The organism is Rhodococcus sp. 06-235-1A (assembly GCF_002258785.1).
GTDB lineage: Bacteria > Actinomycetota > Actinomycetes > Mycobacteriales > Mycobacteriaceae > Rhodococcoides.
Window position 1 is genome coordinate 297,913 of record NZ_NOYI01000003.1, and the last position, 19,870, is coordinate 317,782.

General features: G+C 65.2%; 16 protein-coding genes. 11 read left to right on the forward strand and 5 right to left on the reverse strand.

Going from position 1 to position 19,870, the window contains the following annotated elements:
- Positions 1 to 3: 3 nt before the first annotated feature.
- Both mtr and CH275_RS03290 read right to left on the reverse strand, forming a co-directional pair.
- Complete coding sequence (mtr, locus tag CH275_RS03285; RefSeq protein ID WP_094675057.1) at positions 4 to 1,389, reverse strand: mycothione reductase; 1,386 nt, start codon at positions 1,387 to 1,389, stop codon at positions 4 to 6.
- Complete coding sequence (locus CH275_RS03290; protein WP_179275946.1) at positions 1,386 to 2,426, reverse strand: alpha/beta hydrolase; 1,041 nt, start codon at positions 2,424 to 2,426, stop codon at positions 1,386 to 1,388. Before CH275_RS03290 ends, mtr begins: the two co-directional genes overlap by 4 nt.
- Before the next feature lie 175 nt (positions 2,427 to 2,601).
- On the opposite strand from CH275_RS03290, the gene mqo reads away from it, so the two are divergent.
- The 11 genes from mqo to CH275_RS03345 all read left to right on the forward strand — a co-directional run bounded on the left by mqo (position 2,602) and on the right by CH275_RS03345 (position 16,480).
- Positions 2,602 to 4,122 (forward strand): malate dehydrogenase (quinone), encoded by a 1,521-nt coding sequence (gene mqo / locus CH275_RS03295; RefSeq protein ID WP_094675059.1) that lies wholly within the window; start codon positions 2,602 to 2,604, stop codon positions 4,120 to 4,122.
- 11 nt (positions 4,123 to 4,133) lie between these two features.
- Positions 4,134 to 4,610 (forward strand): GNAT family N-acetyltransferase, encoded by a 477-nt coding sequence (locus CH275_RS03300; RefSeq protein ID WP_032377066.1) that lies wholly within the window; start codon positions 4,134 to 4,136, stop codon positions 4,608 to 4,610.
- A 275-nt stretch (positions 4,611 to 4,885) separates the two neighbouring features.
- Positions 4,886 to 6,829: a magnesium chelatase subunit D family protein gene (locus CH275_RS03305; RefSeq protein WP_094675397.1), complete on the forward strand. Its 1,944-nt coding sequence runs from the start codon at positions 4,886 to 4,888 to the stop codon at positions 6,827 to 6,829.
- Between the two features lie 10 nt (positions 6,830 to 6,839).
- Positions 6,840 to 7,460, forward strand: a complete 621-nt coding sequence (gene cobO, locus CH275_RS03310; RefSeq protein WP_094675061.1) for a cob(I)yrinic acid a,c-diamide adenosyltransferase — start codon at positions 6,840 to 6,842, stop codon at positions 7,458 to 7,460.
- The gene (locus CH275_RS03315; protein WP_179275947.1) at positions 7,454 to 8,848 is read left to right on the forward strand and encodes a cobyrinate a,c-diamide synthase; all 1,395 of its coding nucleotides are present in this window, start codon (positions 7,454 to 7,456) and stop codon (positions 8,846 to 8,848) included. The genes cobO and CH275_RS03315 overlap by 7 nt, the downstream gene beginning before the upstream one ends.
- 13 nt (positions 8,849 to 8,861) lie before the next feature.
- Positions 8,862 to 9,248 carry a cobalamin biosynthesis protein gene (locus CH275_RS03320; RefSeq protein WP_179275948.1) on the forward strand — a complete coding sequence of 129 codons (387 nt, stop codon included), beginning with the start codon at positions 8,862 to 8,864 and terminating at the stop codon, positions 9,246 to 9,248.
- A gap of 2 nt (positions 9,249 to 9,250) precedes the next feature.
- Entirely contained in the window at positions 9,251 to 10,267 is a 1,017-nt protein-coding gene (locus CH275_RS03325; protein WP_094675067.1) for a zinc-binding alcohol dehydrogenase family protein, read from the forward strand.
- Positions 10,268 to 10,324: 57 nt separating this feature from the next.
- A complete protein-coding gene (locus tag CH275_RS03330) occupies positions 10,325 to 11,992 on the forward strand; it encodes a DUF7800 domain-containing protein (protein WP_179275949.1) in 1,668 nt (555 codons plus the stop codon).
- Positions 11,993 to 12,055: 63 nt separating this feature from the next.
- Entirely contained in the window at positions 12,056 to 13,738 is a 1,683-nt protein-coding gene (locus tag CH275_RS03335) for an ATP-binding cassette domain-containing protein (RefSeq protein WP_094675071.1), read from the forward strand.
- Positions 13,705 to 14,985, forward strand: a complete 1,281-nt coding sequence (cobA, locus tag CH275_RS03340) for a uroporphyrinogen-III C-methyltransferase (protein ID WP_094675073.1) — start codon at positions 13,705 to 13,707, stop codon at positions 14,983 to 14,985. The genes CH275_RS03335 and cobA overlap by 34 nt, the downstream gene beginning before the upstream one ends.
- Before the next feature lie 7 nt (positions 14,986 to 14,992).
- Entirely contained in the window at positions 14,993 to 16,480 is a 1,488-nt protein-coding gene (locus tag CH275_RS03345) for an MFS transporter (protein ID WP_094675075.1), read from the forward strand.
- A gap of 13 nt (positions 16,481 to 16,493) precedes the next feature.
- On the opposite strand, the gene mgtE is transcribed toward CH275_RS03345, so the two are convergent.
- From mgtE to yaaA, 3 genes are read right to left on the reverse strand one after another with little or no spacing between them, the layout of a single operon-like run.
- A complete protein-coding gene (gene mgtE, locus CH275_RS03350; protein ID WP_094675077.1) occupies positions 16,494 to 17,840 on the reverse strand; it encodes a magnesium transporter in 1,347 nt (448 codons plus the stop codon).
- Positions 17,841 to 17,894: 54 nt separating this feature from the next.
- A complete protein-coding gene (locus tag CH275_RS03355; protein WP_094675079.1) occupies positions 17,895 to 19,106 on the reverse strand; it encodes a DUF2786 domain-containing protein in 1,212 nt (403 codons plus the stop codon).
- Entirely contained in the window at positions 19,103 to 19,846 is a 744-nt protein-coding gene (gene yaaA, locus CH275_RS03360; protein ID WP_094675081.1) for a peroxide stress protein YaaA, read from the reverse strand. The genes CH275_RS03355 and yaaA overlap by 4 nt, the downstream gene beginning before the upstream one ends.
- Positions 19,847 to 19,870 lie beyond the last annotated feature (24 nt).

Consider the following 19,870-nt stretch of genomic DNA (forward strand, 5'->3'; position numbering starts at 1 on the left):
GAGTTACAGGTCGAGACCCAGCAGAGCGTTCTCGACCACCTCGGGCAGTCCCGGGTGAATCCAGTACTGACCACGAGCCATGTCCTGGGCGGACAGCCCGAAACTCATGGCCTGGATGAGGGGCTGAATCAGCGTCGGGGCCTGTGCGCCGATGATGTGGGCTCCGAGGATCTTGCCGGTGCCCTTCTCGGCGATGATCTTGCACAGACCTTCGCTGTCCTCCATCGCCCAGCCGTAGGCGACGTCGCCGTAGTTCTGGACCTTGACGGTGATGTCCAGGCCGGCGTCACGGGCTTGTTCCTCGGTCATGCCCACCTCGGCTATCTGCGGATCGGTGAACACTGCCGCGGGGACGAACCGATGGTCGTTGGCACGCAATGCGGAGGTGTCGCCGTGCCACGCGTCCTGCAGCAGGTTGTATTGGACAACCCGAGCTTCCTGGTTGGCCACGTGCTTGAGCTGGTACGGAGACGAGACGTCGCCGAGGGCGAACACGCCCTCGGCCGTCGTACGGCCGAATTCGTCCACCACGATGCGGCCGTTGTCGTCGAGCTCGATGCCTGCCTTACCCAGATCGAGGCGATCGCCGTTCGGTTCGCGGCCCACGGCCACAAGGAACGCGTCGCCGAGAACCTTGGTGCCGTCGGCCAGTTCGACGCCGTGCAATGAGCCCTCGGACACGGCGCGGGTCTCACCGGAGTCGAGGTGGACGTCCCATTTGGCGCGGGCCAATTCGGTGAACCGCTTCGAAATGTCGGCATCGAGCGCGCGCAACAACGAGTCCTTGCGAGCAACGATGGACACCTTCGAGCCGAGGGCAGAGAACACATGCGCGAATTCTGCTGCGATGTAACCGGATCCGAGAATCACCAGATGCTCGGGAAGCGTCGGTAAGCGCATCACGTCGCTGTTGGTGTGATAGCTGACACCCGAATCTGCAATGGACTGCGGCACCGTCGGACGTGATCCGGCCGCGATGACTACCTGGTCTGCAGTGATGACGGTGCCGGTGCCGGTGTCGATCGTGCGGGGGCCGACGAACGTCGCGTGCCCCTCGAACAATGTGACGTTGGGGCTGCCCTCGGCGCGGTAGCGCTTACCGCCCTCGGAGATGGGGTCGATCCGTCCGAAGACGCGGTCGACGATGTCGGGCCAGCGCACCGCGTCGACGTGGGCATCGACCCCGTACTTCGCCGAGTCTCGTACCGTCCGAGCGACTTCTGCTGCGTACACGAACATCTTGGTGGGGATGCAGCCGACGTTGAGGCAGGTGCCGCCGAACGTGGAGTTCTCCTCGAGCAGAGCGATCTTCTGGTCGTCGAAACGTGAATCGGCGATGGAATTTCCAGATCCGGATCCGATGATCGCGACGTCGAAGTGCTCGGTCATGAAATGTGCCCGCTTTCGCTGTGGTCCTTGCCCGACGCATGGTCGGTGCTTTCTCCTCGGTGCAACCACTCGAGCCATTCGTCCATTTCCTCGAATGCCCGTACCCGCGGACCTTCGGTGGACAGAAACACGTCGTGGCGGGCTCCCTCGATGGGCACGATCGTCGTACGGTCGCCCAGGCAACCGGCCCACCGCGCGATCTGACGAACGTCGAGTACGGCATCCGCGACGTCGACGGCCGAGCTGTAACGGCGGGAGAAGTGCGTCACCTTCGAGCGAAGAATCAGCGAGGGAATGCCGATGTCGAGGCCCCGGTGCAGCTCGGCGTGTCCGTGGCGGACGGCGCGAATCCACCCGAAGGTGATGGGAAAGCCCGCGAGCGGTTTCCAGTCGAGGTCGTAGTCCCATTCGCCGTTCTCCGACGCGGCGAGCGACAATCCGTATGTGTCGAGCCCACTACCGGGGACCTGAGTCTTGGACCGGAACCGGCCGATCACGTCGATCGCTGCGGTGCCGACACTGCGAATGGCGGGCGGGCCCTGCAGGTCGAACCACGGGCTGTTGAGGACGACTCCCGCCAAGCCCAACCCTGCGGACCCGCCCTCCTGGCGATTGAGACGGTTCAGCCACAGCGGCAACACGAGGCCGCCTGTGGAGTGCGCCATCAGCAGCACCGAGGCGTCCGCGCGCTCGGCCCGTACCAGGCTCAGTGCTTCGTTCAACTCGGCGTCGTACATCGCCAGATCGGTCACGAAATGCGCAGTCTGGCCCTCGCGGCGCGAACGCCCGCACTTACGCAGGTCAAGGGCGTAGAACGCGTATCCCTTCGCCGCGAAGTGCTCGGCGATGTGCCGCTGGAAGAAGTAGTCGGTGAAACCGTGAACGTAGATCACCGCGCGCTCGAAATTCGAGGCACCGGACGGTTGATACCGCACGAGAGTGGCCTCGACCTGCCCCTCTCCGTCCGGATCGTCACCGAGTGGAATGGTCGTCTGTTCGTAGCCGTCGCCGAGGACGTCGGGCACCCAGGTAGTCACAGATCACAACTGTAGTGGGCGCCGTGAGCGGCGTCCGAGGAGCACAATCGAGAGCGGGTTGACGTGGTGTCCGATGGGGTAGGCCCAGCTAGTAACCTGACCGCATCGGGTGAATAGCCCTCTACAGCAGAGTTCTCCGGTCGAGACCTCCACAGACAAGGAAGTCGATTCTCCAGTGTCCAAAGAAGAGCAGGGTAAGCGGATCAAGACCGACGTCGTTCTGGTCGGTGCCGGAATCATGAGCGCCACCCTCGGTGCGCTGCTCCGTCAGCTCGAGCCGAACTGGTCGATCGACGTCTACGAGCGCCTCGACGCCGCCGCGGCCGAGAGCAGCGACGCGTGGAACAACGCGGGTACCGGCCACTCGGCACTGTGCGAGTTGAACTACACGCCGCAGAACAAAGACGGCAGTGTCGACATCTCCAAGGCGCTCAACGTCAACGAGCAGTTCCAGGTGTCGCGGCAGTTCTGGGCCCACGGGATCGAGACCGGCGTGCTCTCCGACGCCAAGAATTTCATCAACCCCATTCCGCACGTGAGCTTCGTGCACGGGGCCGACAACGCCAAGTACCTGCGGGCGCGGTACGAGGCACTCGTCGGCAACCCGCTGTTCGCCGGAATGGAATTCATCGATTCCAAGGACGAGTTCTCGGCGCGACTGCCGTTGATGGCCAAGGGCCGCGACTTCTCCGATCCGGTGGCGCTGAACTGGAGCCAGGAGGGCACCGACGTCGACTTCGGCGCACTCACCAAGCAGCTGCTCAACTACCTCTCGTCCGCGGGTGGAACCGTGCACTTCGGCCACGATGTGCGCAACATCACCAAGCAGTCCGACGGCACCTGGGACGTCAAGGTCGCCAACCAGCGGACGGGCGTGAAGAAGACCGTCAATGCAAAGTTCGTGTTCGTCGGCGCAGGCGGCGGCGCACTGCACCTGCTGCAGAAGTCCGGCATCGCGGAGATCAAGGGATTCGGCGGCTTCCCGGTCAGCGGCGAATGGCTGCGGTGCACCAACCCCGAACTGATCGAGCAGCATTCGGCCAAGGTGTACGGCAAGGCCTCGGTGGGCGCTCCTCCCATGTCGGTGCCGCACCTCGACACCCGAGTGATCAACGGTGAGCAGGGTCTGCTGTTCGGCCCGTACGCCGGCTGGTCGCCCAAGTTCCTCAAGCAGGGCAAGATCACCGACCTGCCCGGCTCGGTCAAGCCCGGCAACCTGATGTCCATGCTCGGCGTCGGCGTGACCGAACTCGGGCTCGTCAAGTATCTCGTCAGCGAGCTGGCGCAGTCGCAGGCCGATCGGGTGGAGACTCTTCGCGAGTTCGCCCCCTCGGTCATCGGTAAGGACTGGGAGCTCGTCACCGCAGGTCAGCGCGTTCAGGTCATCCGTAAGAAGGGTCGCGGCGGCGTGCTCGAGTTCGGCACCGCTGTGGTCAACGCTGCGGACGGCACGATCGCGGGATTGCTCGGTGCCTCACCCGGCGCATCGACCGCCGTCCCGGCCATGCTGGACGTTCTGCAGCGGTGCTTCGGCGACAAGTACGACGCGTGGCAGCCCAAGCTCAAGGAAATGGTCCCGTCGCTGGGGGTCAAGCTGGCCCAGAACAGCTCGTTGTTCGACGAGGTCTGGAGTTGGACGTCCAAGACACTGGAGCTCGAAAACTCGCGTGAGCTCGCACAGCCCACGGGTGTGTGATAGCAAAAGGTATGAATACGCAAGCAGCAGCTCTCAAACGATCATGGGCACTAGACCTGTCCAACAACACGTTGTACGACCTGTTGAAGCTGCGTGTCGAGGTGTTCGTGGTCGAGCAGGCATGTGCATATCCGGAGTTGGACGGGCGTGACCTGCTGACCGAGACACGACACTTCTGGCTCGAACGAGACGGCGAAGTGGTGTGCACGCTCCGTCTGCTCGAGGAGCACGACGACGGCGAGAAGGCGTTCCGTATCGGTCGCCTCTGCACCCAGCGCTCGGCCCGAGGGCAGGGTCACACCACGCGGATCCTGCGGGCAGCGCTCGCCGAGGTCGGCTCCGCGCCGTGCCGCATCAATGCTCAGAGCTACCTCGTCGACATGTACGCCAAGCACGGCTTCCTGCCCGACGGCGAGGAAGTTCTCGAGGACGGCATTCCGCACACCCCGATGCGTCGGGGCGGCGGCACCGCCTGGAGCGAGGCCTGACCTCCTGCAGTACTCGATAATTGGTGAGGTCGTTCCGCAGGCTCCACTCCCGGAACGAATGCCACACACGGACCTACCGTGTGTGGCATTCGTTCGTTCGGCGGTAGTGTTCCGTTCGAAGTCGGTTGCGGAGAAGTCCTGTACGAATCAGGCGCGGTCCCGCCACTGTGTTCAGGAGTTTCTCCGTTCGGCAGATTCTCCTGTCAGCCAGATCGCCGCTCGGCTTCGCGTTTTTCTACCGAACGCCCGGCGCGGAACTCCGGGCACGAAGGGACATAGCTGTGCAGCAAGGTGGAAGTGTTCCCGAACCGGGATATCCGTTCAGTGCGATCGTCGGTCAGGACCAACTGCGCCTGTCGTTGATTCTGTGCGCCGTGCATCCCGGAATCGGCGGTGTGCTGGTCCGCGGCGAGAAGGGCACCGCCAAATCGACGGTGGTGCGTGCGCTCGCGACGCTGCTGCCGGCAGTGGACGACGAGGCAGGATCGCGTCCGGCGAAACTCGTAGAGCTTCCGGTGGGAGCCACCGAGGACCGAGTGGTCGGGTCCATCGACCTCGAGAAGGTGCTGCGTGACGGTGAACGCGCCTTCCAGCCCGGCCTGCTCGCAGCTGCACACCGCGGCGTTCTCTACGTCGACGAAGTGAATCTGCTGCACGATCATCTGGTCGACGTCCTGCTCGACGCGGCCGCGATGGGCCGTGTACACGTCGAGCGTGACGGTGTATCACATTCGCACCCAGCACAATTCGTCTTGGTCGGCACGATGAACCCCGAGGAGGGTGAGCTGCGACCGCAGCTGCTCGACCGGTTCGGTCTCGCAGTGGACGTGACGGCCTCGCGTGATGTGGATGTTCGGATGAACGTCGTCCGCCGCCGGATGAACTACGAGCGCGATCCGCACGCGTTCGCCGCCCAATTTCGCGACGACGATATCGCGGTGGCCGAGCAGATTCTGGCCGCCCGGAAGATCCTCGACGATGTGGAGTTGAGCGACAAGGAGCTTCGGCGTATCGCGGCCCTCTGCGCGTCGTTCGATGTCGACGGCATGCGCGCCGATCTGGTGCTGGCACGCACGGCGTCCGCCCACGCGGCGTGGCGGGGCGCGAGCGAGGTGGGCGAGGAAGACGTGCGGGTCGCCGCGGAGCTGGCATTACCGCATCGGCGTCGACGCGACCCGTTCGACGAGCCGGGCATCGACGACAAGCAGTTGGACGACGCCATGCGCGACGCCGCGGAACAGGCAGAGCAGCAACCGGATCCAGATCCCGACCCGACGCCGGACGGCGACGGGGGAGCACCGGTGCCGGACAGTGCCGACGGGACCGAGCGTTCGGCGTCGTCCCCGTCGTCGCCCGACACCGAAACCTCGGGCACCCCTGAGCCACAGCCCTCGGGAACGGGCAAAAACAAGCAGGCAGGAACTCCGGGTGCCCAGTTCAAGGCCCGGCTGCTCGAGGTTCCCGGAGTAGGAGAGGGCGCGCCGGGTCGACGCTCGCGGTCACGCTCCTCGCACGGACGGTCGGTGCGGCCCACCGTCGAGCGAGGCAAAGGCCTGCATCTGGTCGGCACGTTGTTCGCCGCCGCCGAGCAGCAGGTCGTCCGCGGCCGTACCTCCGGCCGGCTGAAGCTCGAGCCTGCGGATCTTCGGGGCGCGATCAAGGAGGGGCGCGAGGGCAACTTGATCGTCTTCGTGGTCGATGCCTCGGGATCGATGGCTGCACGAGATCGACTCTCGGCGGTGACCGGTGCGGTGCTGTCACTGCTGCGTGATGCGTATCAACGACGCGACAAGGTCGCCGTCATCACCGTGCGCGGCAAGGAAGCCGAGACGGTATTGCCGCCGACATCATCGGTGGACGTGGCCGTGACGCGGTTGCGCAACATGAAGACCGGTGGTCGGTCTCCGTTGGCGCAGGGATTCCTGAAGGCCCGGGATCTGGTTCTGCGAGAACGGGTTCGAGACCCGCTGCGCCGCGCGTTGGTGGTTGCGTTGACCGACGGCCGAGCGACCGGAGGCACCGACCCCGTCGGCCGAGCGCGCATCGCCGCCCGGCGCATCGCATCGGACAAGATCGCCTCGGTCGTCGTCGACTGCGAATCGGGAATGGTTCGCCTCGGCCTGGCCGCAGACTTCGCCACCTGTCTCGGCGGAGGCTACGTTGCGCTGGCCGATCTCTCGGCGGAGCAGGTCACCGCCGTCGTCCGCGCAGCGGCATAGGGGGCACGCGATGCCTCAGGGTGTGCCCGCTCCCGGAACCGTTCCGCAGGACGGCCTCACGACGCGTCAGCGCCGCAATCTGCCCGTCCTCGCCGTCCACACCGGCCCGGGCAAGGGGAAATCGACCGCGGCATTCGGAATGGCGTTGCGGGCGTGGAACCAAGGGTTCGACGTAGGAGTGTTCCAGTTCGTCAAGAGTGCCAAGTGGAAAGTCGGCGAGGAAGCAGCGTTTCGGACTCTCGGCGAACTGCACGAGAGCACCGGTGTCGGCGGAGCCGTCGAATGGCACAAGATGGGCGAGGGCTGGTCATGGACTCGCAAGAAGGGCAGCGACGTCGATCACGCCGAGGCCGCAGCCGAGGGCTGGCGGGAGATCGCCCGGCGGATCGAGCAGGAGTCACACCGCTTCTACGTGCTGGACGAGTTCACCTACCCGCTCAAGTGGGGCTGGGTCGATGTCGCCGAGGTGGTCGAGGTTCTGACCCATCGACCGGGCAACCAACACGTCGTCATCACCGGACGGGATGCGCCCCGTGAGCTGATCGAGGCCGCGGATCTCGTGACCGAGATGGCCAAGGTCAAGCACCCGATGGACGCGGGACGTAAAGGTCAGCGAGGCATCGAATGGTGAATCGGTCGTGCCCCGCCGTGGTCATCGCGGCTCCGGCGTCGGGCAGCGGTAAGACGACGGTGGCCACCGGGTTGATGGGCGCACTACGTGCTGCCGGCCGAAAGGTCGCACCGTTCAAGGTGGGTCCGGACTACATCGACCCCGGCTATCACGGTCTGGCGGCCGGGCTGCCCGGCCGCAATCTCGATGCGGTCATGGTGGGTGCCGATCGAATCGGGCCTCTCTTTCGGCACGGCAGCCGGGGCTGCGACATCGCGGTCGTCGAAGGCGTCATGGGACTGTTCGACGGCAAGATCGACATGACCGGCCCCGGGGAGGCGTCCGCCGAGGGGTCGACTGCGCGGGTGGCGGCGATGCTCGGTGCCCCGGTGATCCTCGTGGTCGATGCGCGCGGCCACAGTCAGTCTCTTGCGGCTGTGCTGCACGGTTTTTCGACGTTCGATTCCAGTGTCCGCATCGGCGGAGTGATCCTCAACCGGGTCGGCAGCCAGCGGCACGAGGATGTGCTGCGTCAAGCGTGCGAGCGGGTGGGTGTGCCGGTACTCGGCGCTCTACCGAGAATGAGCGAATTGGTCGTGCCATCACGACATCTGGGCCTGATCACCGCCGTCGAACACGGTGGAGCTGCCACCGATGCGGTCGATGCGATGAGCGCACTGGTGTCGCAGTTCGTCGACATCGAGGCAGTGAGCGCGCTGGCACGATCGTCGATTCCCGCGCCGGAATGGAATCCGGCGGACGAGGTCCGCAGGTCCGAGGGATCGCCGGTCGTTGCGGTGGCCGGTGGGCCCGCATTCACCTTCGGCTACACCGAGCACGTCGAACTCCTGCGCGCAGCCGGGGCCGACGTCGCAGTCTTCGACCCTCTACGCGACGGATTGCCCACCGACACAGCAGCAGTCGTGCTGCCCGGCGGATTCCCCGAGGAGCACGCGGCCGCGCTGGCAGCGAACGAACCGCTGCTGGCCGACATCAGGACGGCCGCGGCCCGGGGGTTGCCGGTTCATGCCGAATGTGCCGGATTGCTGTATCTGGCAGGGCGATTGGACGGTCACGCCATGGCAGGCGTCGTCGACGTCGACGCGGAATTCGGGAACACTCTCACCCTCGGATATCGCGATGCCGTTGCCCTCGAATCATCCACACTGTTCGACGCAGGAACCCGTGTCACCGGCCACGAGTTCCACCGAACGAAACTCGTCGCAGTGCGCGAGAGCGCCCCGGCGGCCTGGGGCTGGCACAGGCAGAGCCCCGACGGCAGGACTGCTGCGCGTGAAGGATTCGTCCAGGGCGGTGTCCACGCGTCGTACCTGCACACCCATGCCGCGGGCAATCCCGAGTCGGTCACTCGATTCGTGTCCGCCGCAGTCGACTACGCGCGAGTGTAGAGGGATCGCGAGAGTGCAGGTGGTCGTCGGAATCGGTGCCCGAGCCGGCGTCGAACCCGCCGCCGTTGTGGCCGCGATCTCCACAGTGCTGCAGCCGAATTGGCGTGTCGAGACCATCGCCTCGATCGACCGAAAAGCGGATCTGCTGGCCGCGGTGGCGTCGAGCATGGGGGTTCGGGGGGTGACCTACTCGGCGAGGGAACTGTCGACCGTCGTCACGCCCACCGTGTCGGTCCGGGTAGCCCGTGCCGTCGGAAGTGCCAGTGTCGCCGAAGCAGCGGCACTGCTGGCCGGCAATTCGACGGAGTTGACGGTGCCCAGGTTGTGTCTGGACGGTGTCACCGTTGCCGTTGTCGAGCTCTGCCTTGACGGTGGACCGGGGGTTCGGGCCATCCTGTAGATATGACCGAAACGATGAAAGCCGTGGCCTACACCCGCTCGCTTCCGATCGACGACGCCGCCAGCCTCACCGATGTGGTCATCGACGTGCCCACCGTGCGGCCGCGCGACCTGCTGGTCGAGGTACGAGCAGTGTCGGTGAACCCGGTCGATGTCAAGGTCCGTGCCGGCAACGATCCGCAGGGCGTGTCGAAGGTTCTCGGGTTCGACGCCGCTGGTGTGGTGCGGGCCGCCGGTGCCGACGTCACCATGTTCGCACCGGGGGACGAGGTCTACTACGCGGGAGACATCGGCCGACCCGGGACCGACTCGCAGTTCCATGCCGTGGACGAGCGCATCGTGGCGAAGAAACCTAGCACCCTGGATTTCGCGGAGGCTGCGGCCCTACCGCTGACGGCCATCACAGCGTGGGAGGGGCTTTTCGACAAACTTCGCATCGACGCCGACACCACCGGGACGCTACTGATGGTGGGGGCGACCGGCGGCGTCGGATCGATCGTCCTGCAACTCGTTCGCGCTCTGGTGCCAGGGCTGCGCGTGATCGCGACTGCGTCGGATGACGCCGGCACCCAGTGGGTTCGGGCGCTCGGGGCTGCGGACATCGTCGACCACCATCTGAATCTCCGGGACGAAGTCCGTCGTGTTGCCCCGGACGGCATCGACTACGTCTTCACCACGCACTCGACGGGTCAGGTCGAGACCTATGCAGACCTGTTGAAGCCGTTCGGTCAGATAGTGGCGATCGACGATCCCGAGACGCTCGACGTTCTCCCGCTGAAGCCGAAGGCGATCTCCTGGCACTGGGAGTTCATGTTCGCTCGCCCGATCCACGAGACTGCGGATCTGATTCGTCAGCGCGAGCTACTGACCAGGGTGGCCGAGCTCGTCGATGAGGGTTCGGTGCGCACCACCGCCACGACGGTTCTTTCTCCGATCGATGCCGAGCAACTTCGCGAAGCACATCGGTTGGTCGAGACCGGGCACGTACGGGGCAAGGTCGTCGTCGCCGCCCGCTGGTGACGGCCGATCTGCTCGACTGACTGGCGAAAGCCGGCCGACGAGGGCACTGTGAATCGAATGACCTCCGACAGCCTTGTCCTCCTAGGCCCTATCGTCCGATACGTCGGCACCGAGACTGCGACCCTCTGGTTCGAGATGGCCGAAGCGTCGACCGTCACGGTCGTCACCGATGCCGGCGTCCGCGCGGCGGAACGAACCTGGGGTGTGCACGGTCACCACTACGCGCTGGTTCCACTCGAGGGTCTACCTGCCAATTCCGCGGTGCGCTACGAGGTGTTCGTCGATGAGCGGAAGGTCTGGCCGCGCGAAGGCCACACTGCGGCCATCCACACTGTCGACGCTCAGGGGCCCGTCACGTTGGCGTTCGGATCGTGCCGGCGAGGCGACAACTACAGCGAGGAATCTCTGAAACAGATCGGCGCCGACGCGTTGGCCGGGCTGGGTAACGCGCTGATCGAGGAGGATCCGAGTCGGTGGCCGCAGGCATTGCTGCTCCTCGGTGACCAGGTCTATGCCGACGACCCGTCCCCGGAAATCGTCGAACGACTTCAGGCGCGCCGAAGCTCGGGCGAGGGACCGCAGAGCGCCATCGGTACCGACGCGGAGAACGAGATCTGCGATTTCGAGGAGTACTCCTGGCTGTACCGGGAATCGTGGGGACTCGAACCCGTCAGGACACTGATGGCGAGTATCCCGTCGTGCATGATTCTCGACGACCACGACCTACGCGACGACTGGAACTCGTCCGCGTCCTGGCGTCGGGACATCGAGACTCGGCCGTGGTGGAACGATCGCGTGATCGGCGCGTACTCGTCGTACTGGGTGTACCAACACCTGGGCAATCTGTCGCCGAAGGAATTGGCGCAGGACGAGATGTACGCGGCGGTCCGGTCCGCTGCCAGTGACGCGGATCGTGAGAAGTTGTTAGCCGACTTTGCATTACGAATCGACCGCAATCCCGAGACGGGGCGCTGGAGCTTCTACCGCGATTTCGGGGACACGCGTCTGATCATGATCGATTCGCGGTGCTCGCGAAATCTGGATCCGAACAACCGAGAGATGGTGGACGAGAAGGAGTGGGCGTGGGTACGTGAGCGCGCGCTCGAAGCCACTCCGCGACACCTGCTGTTCGGTTCGTCGCTGCCCTATCTCATGCTGCCCGCTCTGCACTACTTGGAACAGTGGAACGAGGCTGTGGCGCAGGGGAGTTGGGGTTCCATGCCGGCCAAGGTGGCAGAGAAGATGCGAATCGGGCTCGACCTCGAACACTGGGCTGCCTTCACCAATTCGTTCAACGACATGGCGGCGCTGACGCGTGAGCTCTCCCGCGGCGAGAACAAGCCTGCCTCCATCATGTGGCTGTCCGGCGACGTGCACTGCTCCTATGTGGCGAACGCGGACTTCGGGGTCGGTGGGCAAGATGTGCCTGCCACCTATCAACTCACCATGTCTCCGTTCCGCAATCCGCTCGATCTCCCTATCCGCGCGGTCAACAAGCTGGCCATCAAACGTCCCGCAGCTCGGATCCTGTCGAAACTCGCCCGAGCCGCGCACGTGGGCCCCTCAGGAGTCGAATGGGAGGCAGAGGCGGGACCGTGGTTCGACAACGGCGTCATGTTGCTGACTCTGCACGGGGATTCGGCGCGGTTGCAGGTGCGCCATGCTCACGTCGACGATACCGGTGAGCAGGTTCTGACCGAGACCTCGACCCTGGCCCTCGCCTAGAGAAGATTTGACCCCCGGTAAACGATTGGCCATCCCGAGGTCGATGAGGTTGGCTGGTTCGTTGTGGCCCACCTCGAACTCAACGACATCGTGTACTTCCTGCCCGACGGACGGCAGCTCCTCGACGGTGTCGGGTTTCGCGTCGGCGACGGTGCCAAGACGGCGTTGATCGGTCCCAACGGAACCGGCAAGACGACACTGACTCGGATCATCGCAGGTGACGAGATCACCGACGAGGGTTCGGTGTCGAGTTCCGGCTCCCTCGGAGTGATGCGGCAGTTCGTCGGCCAGTTGCGCGACGACTCGACCGTGCGCGATCTGCTGCTGTCCGTCGCATCCCCGGCCGTCCGGGCTGCAGCTGCGGCACTCGACGCTGCCGAGAACACGATGATCGAGGTCGACGACGAGAAGACCCAGATGAAATACGCGCAGGCTCTCTCGGACTGGGGCGACGTCGGAGGCTACGAACTCGAGCCGTTCTGGGACAAGGTCACCACCGCAGCTCTCGGCATGCCGTTCGACCGCGCGAAGTGGCGCGCTGCGTCGACGCTCAGTGGTGGTGAGCAGAAGCGTCTGGTGCTCGAAGCGCTTTTCGCCGGGCCGGACAACCTGTTGCTTCTCGACGAGCCGGACAACTACCTCGACGTGCCGGGCAAGCGTTGGCTGGAGGCGACCATTCGCGACTCGGACAAGTCGGTGCTGTTCATCAGCCACGATCGCGAATTGATCGCCAATGCCGCGAACCGGATCGTGACCCTGGAACCGGGCGTCAGCGGTGCGACGTCCTGGGTGCACGGCGGCGGGTTCGCGACCTATCACGCTGCGCGCGAGGACCGGAATGCTCGGCTCGACGAACTGAGACGGCGGTGGGACGAGGAACTGGTCAAATTACGCGCGCTGGTGTTGCGACTGCGTGAGAAGGCGAAGTTCAACGACGGAGTGGCCGCGCGTTATCACGCGTCCCAGACTCGGTTGGCCAAATTCGAGGAGGCCGGACCGCCGGAGGCGGTGCCGTTGAAGCAGCATGTCACCGTCCGTCTTCGAGGCGGGCGAACAGCCAAGCGCGCGTTGGTGTGTACGGCGCTGGAACTGACCGGCCTGATGAAGCCCTTCGACACCGAGATCTGGTACGGAGACCGCGTTGCGGTGCTCGGGTCCAACGGTTCCGGTAAGTCTCACTTTCTCCGATTGCTCGCCAACGGTGGGACCGATCCGGAGAAGGAACACGAACCGGTGCAGGAATTGGCACTGGAGCCGGTTCCCCACACCGGCACGGCTGTCCTCGGTGCACGGGTGCGACCGGGCCTGTTCGCGCAGACCCACACTCGCCCCGATCTGGCGGGTAACACGTTGCTCGACATCTTGCACATGGGCAACGAACACCGTGACGGCATGGGGCGCGAGGCCGCAGGCCGGGCGTTGGATCGCTACGGTCTGGCTCGCGCGGCCGAGCAGTCCTACGACAATCTCTCGGGTGGACAGCAGGCCCGAGTGCAGATTCTTCTTCTCGAACTCTCGGGCGCAACACTGTTGCTGCTGGACGAGCCGACCGACAACCTCGATCTGATGTCCGCCGACGCACTGGAGGACGCGATCGCGGCGTTCGAGGGCACTGTCATCGCAGTGACCCACGACCGATGGTTCGCCCGTAGTTTCGACCGATTTCTGGTGTTCGGCAGTACCGGGCAGGCCTACGAATCCGACGAGCCCGTATGGGACGAAAAGCGAGTGCAGCGCGCGCGGTAGCGTTTCCTCCCGTGAACGCGACTGACTCTCCCTATCTGGTCGGCCTGAATCTCGACGGCCGCCGCGTCGTCGTGGTCGGGGGCGGCACCGTCGCGCAGCGCAGATTGCCGCTGCTCATCTCGTCCGGAGCCGTGGTGCACGTCATCACTCGAGAAGCCACGCCCGCGGTGGAGGCCATGGCGACCGCCGGACAGGTGACTCTCGAATTGCGCGACTACCGCCACGGCGACCTTGCCGACGCCTGGTACGCCATCGCCTGCACCGACGAGGCCGAGACCAACGTTGCGATCGTCGCAGAGGCCACCGCATCCAAGATCTTCTGTGTTCGGGCCGATATCGCCAAGGACGGCACCGCGGTCACTCCGGCCTCGGCCGAGTGGGACGGCCTGACCCTCGGTGTGCTGGCAGGCGGCGAACATCGGCGTTCCGCCGCTGTTCGCAACGCGGTGATCGAGGCCCTGCAGTCCGGGGTCGTCGCGGACTCGGCCCACGCGCCGATGACCGGCGTCGCGCTGGTCGGTGGAGGCCCCGGCGATCCGGATCTCATCACCGTCCGGGGCCGCAGACTGCTTGCCTACGCCGACGTCGTGGTGGCCGATCGCCTTGCTCCGCCGGAGCTGCTCGCCGAGCTGGGTCCGCATGTCGAGGTCATCGACGCCTCGAAGATTCCGTACGGCCGCGCGATGGCTCAGGAAGCGATCAACCAGGCGTTGATCGACGGCGCCAAGGCGGGCAAGTTCGTCGTCCGGCTCAAGGGCGGCGATCCCTACGTGTTCGGTCGGGGATACGAGGAACTCGAAGCGCTGGCAGCCGAGGGTATTCCGGTCACGGTCGTGCCCGGTATCACCAGTGCCATCTCGGTACCATCCTCCGCTGGAATCCCGGTGACACATCGGGCCGTCACCCACGAGTTCGTCGTCGTCAGCGGCCATGTTGCACCCGATCACCCCGATTCGCTGGTCGACTGGGACGCGCTCGCCAAGCTCAAAGGCACCATCGTGCTGCTGATGGCCGTCGAGCGGATCGGGAAGTTCGCCGACGTGCTCGTCGCCGGTGGACGGCCGTCCGACACCCCGGTCATCGTTGTGCAGGAGGGCACCATGCGTACGCAGCGTGAAGTTCGGGCGGACCTGAGCACCGTCGCCGAGGCCGTTCGCGAAGCAGGGATCAGGCCTCCCGCCATCGTGGTCATCGGAACCGTTGCCGGTTTCTCCGTGAACGCCGGTAACGTGAACGCTCGTGCCTGAGTCATCGATGTCCCAGACCTCCGCCACCGAGATCAAATATCCGGTGACGACCCGAGCGTTCGGGATGGCGATCATCGTCCTGAGTGGCCTGCAGCTGATGGTGGTGCTCGACGGCACCGTCGCCAACCTGGCCCTGGCACCCCTGCAGGCCGATCTCGGGCTGTCCGACGCCGGCCGCAACTGGGTGCTGACGTCGTACGCCCTGGCCTTCGGCGGACTGATGCTGCTCGGCGGCAGGCTCGGCGATGCATTCGGTCGCAAGAAGATGTTCCTGGCCGGCGTGGTGCTGTTCACGATCGCATCGCTGCTGTGCGGCCTCGCGGTCAACGAAGCCACGCTGGTCGCGGCTCGCGCGCTGCAGGGCGTCGGGGCCGCCGTGGCGTCGCCCACGGCATTCGCGCTGGTGGCCACCACCTTCGCACCGGGCCCGGTCCGCAATCAGGCCATCGCAATCTATGCGGCCATGACGGGTGTCGGTTCCATTGCCGGGCTGATCATCGGCGGTGCGCTGACCGAGGTGTCCTGGCGCTGGATCTTCCTGATCAATGTGCCGATCGGCGTGGTCATCGTGGTTCTCGCGATCGTGTCGCTGCAGGAGACGGTGGGCGCTAAGTTGGCTCTCGACGTTCCCGGCGCGATTCTGGCCACACTGGGCTGCACCGGCGTGGTGCTGGCTCTGAGCGAGGGCACCGAACTGGGCTGGACCAATCCGATCGTCGTCATCTCGCTCATCGCTGGGTTGCTCTTCCTCGGATTGTTCCTCCTGGTCGAGCGTCGTGCCGACAATCCGCTGCTGCCGTTCTCGCTGTTCCGCAACCGGGATCGGGTCGCGACCTTCGTGGCCATTTTCTTCGCCGGCGGAGTGATGTTCTGCCTCGCCGCCTACGTGGCCCTGTTCGTCCAGGACATCCTGGGATACAGCCCGCTTCATGCCGGTCTGGCGTTCGTGCCGTTCGCTTTCGGGCTCGGAGCTGCCGCGTTCCTGGCCTCGCAACTGGTGACCCGAATCGCTCCCCGCTGGTTGATTCTGAGCGGTGCCGTCATCATGGTCGGCTGGCTCATGGTGTCGGTCACGACGATGAATGCGGACTCGTCGTACTTCCCCGGACTGTTCTTCCCCGTCATCGGCATCGGCTTCGGTGTCGGACTGACGGTCGTGCCGCTCCCGCTGTGCGCCATCGCCGGAGTGAGCCCCACCGAAATAGGGCCGTTGACGGCGATTTCCCTGGTTGCTCAAACCCTCGGCGGCCCGTTGGCCTTGGCCGTCATCGGTGCGCTGGTCACCTCGCGCACCCTCTCACTGGGCGGCATCTCGGGTCCGGCGACGCTGATGAACGACAACCAGCTCGATGCATTGAGCTCGGGCTACATGTTCGCGTTGTTCTGCTGCGCCGTCTGCGCCGTGATAGCCGGCTTCGCGGCCCTCTTCATCCGATTCACCCCGCAGCAGGTCGCCCAGGCCCAGGCAGCTCAAGAAGACGCCCAGAAAGGCTGACCAGCAGGGCCGATCACACGCCCAGCACGGCCTTCGCGATGAGGAAGTAGACGATCAATCCCGTCGCATCGCAGAAGGTGGAGATGAAAGGCGTCGAGAACACCGCGGGATCGACGCCGATCTTCTTGGCAAGGAGAGGCATTGCACCGCCGACCGTGGCCGCAAGTGTGCAGATCGACAGCAGCGTGGTTCCGATCACGACGCCGAGGTGCCAGTCGTAGACGAGGCCTGCGATGACGAAGCCCAAGGTGCCCAGCATCGCACCCATCGTCGCTCCGACCCGAACCTCGCGAAACAGCACGGCGGCTATGTCCCGCGGTCGCACGTCACCCAGCGCGAGTGCCCGCGTGACAGTGGTCGCGGCCTGCGAGCCGGTGTTGCCGCCGGTTCCGGTCAGCAACGGAATGAACAGTGCGAGAGTGACGACTGCGGCGAGCGCGTGCTCGAATATCTCGAGAACCTGCACCGTGAGGATGGCCGACAGCGCGAGCACCAGCAACCACACCACGCGAGAGCGAACGATGGACAGCACCGGCGTCGACAGATACGGCCGTCGCAGCGGCTCGGAGCCGCCGGCACGGGCAGCGTCCTCGTCCTCGGCTTCTTCCAGGATTCGAGAGGACTGCTCGACCGTGAGAATGCCGATCAGTCGTTGCTCGGAATCGACCACCACCACCGCCGGACTGCGGTGCTCGAAGCACAGCCGTGCGGCCTCCTCCGCCGACGAATCGGCCTCGACCACTGGATGATCCGAGTACAGATCGCCGACCGGAGTGCTCGGTACCGCCGTCGCCAGATCGGCGAGGGTCACCACCCCCAGCAGAGTTCGGTGATCGTCGGTGATCGGCAACAGGTACACCGACTCCGCGTCCGAACCGGTGCGCCGGACGGCATCGAGCGCGTCGCCAGCGGTCGCGGCGGTTCGTAGCCGAACGAACTCCGGGCTCATGCGGCGGCCGACCGATCTGCGGTCGTATCCCATCATGGGGGCGGTGAGTGCGCGTTCGTCGGGCGACAAGCCCACCAACAACCGATGCGCGACGTTGGAGGGGAGTTCGTCGAGCAACTCGACGCGGTCGTCCGGGTCGAGCTCCTCGAACAGAGCGATCACATCGTAGCTGCGGAGACATTCGAACAACTCGCCGCGAACGGTGGCGTCGAAGCGCTCGAAGACCGCCACCGCCTCATCCTTGGGCAGAAGGCGAAACAACACCGCGCGCCGAGACGAGTCGACACGCTCGAGCACGCGGACCGCATCGGTCGTCGACAGCTCGGCCATCAGAGTGGACAGGGCGGCCATGTCACGGTCGGTCAGGAGTTCGGACGTTCGTGTCATGATGGCGTCGAGAGTTTGAAGCACGAATCCATTTTGCCCTGTCACACCTCGGTGCAGAGCCCTGCGGGGCCGGCTCGGTCAGCGCGAGAGGTCCGCCCGATCCGCTGCGGCCTGGCCCGAATCCCAGCCCTCGGCGTCCAGGCGAGGACCGCGCATCGGCTTTGCCGTCGGGAACAGTCGATCGAACTCGGCTTCGACCGCAACCGTCTGTGCGGCGAGTATCGGGAGCAGATCTCCGGATTCGTGACGCGCCTCCTCCAGGGCGTGCGCGTCGGCGTCGGTCAGGCGGTCTCCGATACGGACGGCGTATGCGTACAGGAACGCCTTGCCGAATGCAGCCGACCCGGCTTTCTTGCGCTTCTTCGCCTCCGGCGAATGGCCGAGGGCGCGGGTTGCCTGAACCAACAGGGAGGTGAACAACAATTCCGTCTGTTCCACATCCACCGGGGCACCCACCAGGGTTGCGACGGCGAACTCGGTGTCCCAGATCGCCTTGACACGGTTGGCAGTTCCGACGACGTGCAGCAGTTGCGCCTTGGCGGGCGCATGGGGGCCGTCGACATGAACACGTCGGCCGTGAATATCGATGTGGCCCTGCGAGAGCAGCATGGTGTCGATGGAGTAGCGCGTCATCAACTCCTGCGCCTTGGCCGTCAACGTTTCGGCTTCCTCCTCGAAATCCGTGGCGTCGGCCTTGGCCAGTAGGCCGCGAATCTTGCTCAGCATCTTGGTGTTCGGCGAGTCGGAGCCTGAAACACCCTGCAGTGTGGGACGAACGCGCGGCCACTGGGACGGCTTGGCTCCCAGCTGCGGCCACCGGGGGAGTGTCTGCCATTGACCGAGCAGGGTCAGTACGTTCAGCCACTGATCACTGGCAGCGATGTAATCGGACTTACCGGAGGAGTTCAGATATGCGGTCAGGAAATCCGGCGTGGCCTCGACTCGGGCCGCAACTCTGGGGAACTGCTCACAGATGGACGACATCTGATCCACCCAGTCCTGCGGGGCCCGTGAGTCGGCGTCGGTGAGGTCGGCCTGATGCAGCAGTACCGCTGCAGCGAGGTTGGCAACGGCCACCGTGTGCTGACGCCGCACGACGTGCACCAGATCCATGGGCTGCCAGCCGTTTTCGTACATCGTCTCGATCATGTTCGTCAGCGCCAGAGAGCCGAGTTCGGTCGCGTCCATCGACACCAGTCGATCTGCGACGTCGTCGGCGACGCGTTGGCTCTTGGCCTTTCCGACGGACGCGTCGGCACCGCGGCGGAGCAGTCCCGGAATCTCGTTCATTCGGTGAGCACGATCAATTCGGTGTTCGACGCCACTTCGACTCGCAGGCCTGCCTTCGATGCCACGCGCGCAATGCCTTTCACGTCTTTCGGCTCGGCTGTGGTGAGGGTCAACGCACGTGCCAGCAGTCCCTTGTGATGCTTGTTGAAGTGGCTCACCACCGATCGGCTGCCGTCGGGCTTCTCCGTGAGAACCGTTGCGGTGATCGCGCCCGGAACAGGACCGAGTTGTTGATAGGTGCCGGATCGTAGGTCGACGACGATGCCTTCGTCCTCGGCGTCGATGGCATCGGAGAGTTCGGGCTTCCAATGTGATCGCAGCGTGCCGAAGTTCGGAATCGTCGATCCGCCGGAGAGTCGGTAGGACGGGATGGGGTCCGATGCGCGAACGGCTCCGAACAATGCCGAGCCGATCCACAGCCGTGCGTCCGCCCTGGCGCGACCGGCTCGGGTGAACGACGCCGCGTCGAGGGCGTCGTAGAGCACGCCGGTGTACCGCTTCAAGGCAGGCGTGGTGGGTGAGGTCCACAACCGGGCGTTGCGTTCGATCTCGTCGACCTGGGTGGGACCGAGGCCGAGCGCGGTGACGGACGCATCGACGTCGCCGGCGAGTTCGACCAGCGCATCGGCGAGCTTTCGGCGAAGCGGAAGGAGTGACGGCAACGACAGTCGGTCCAGATCGAGAGGTGCCCCGGAACCGCCGTCGGACTTCGTCTCGGAGGGAGGCAACAGAATCAGCACGGGCTCGAGGCTACTCACTCCACG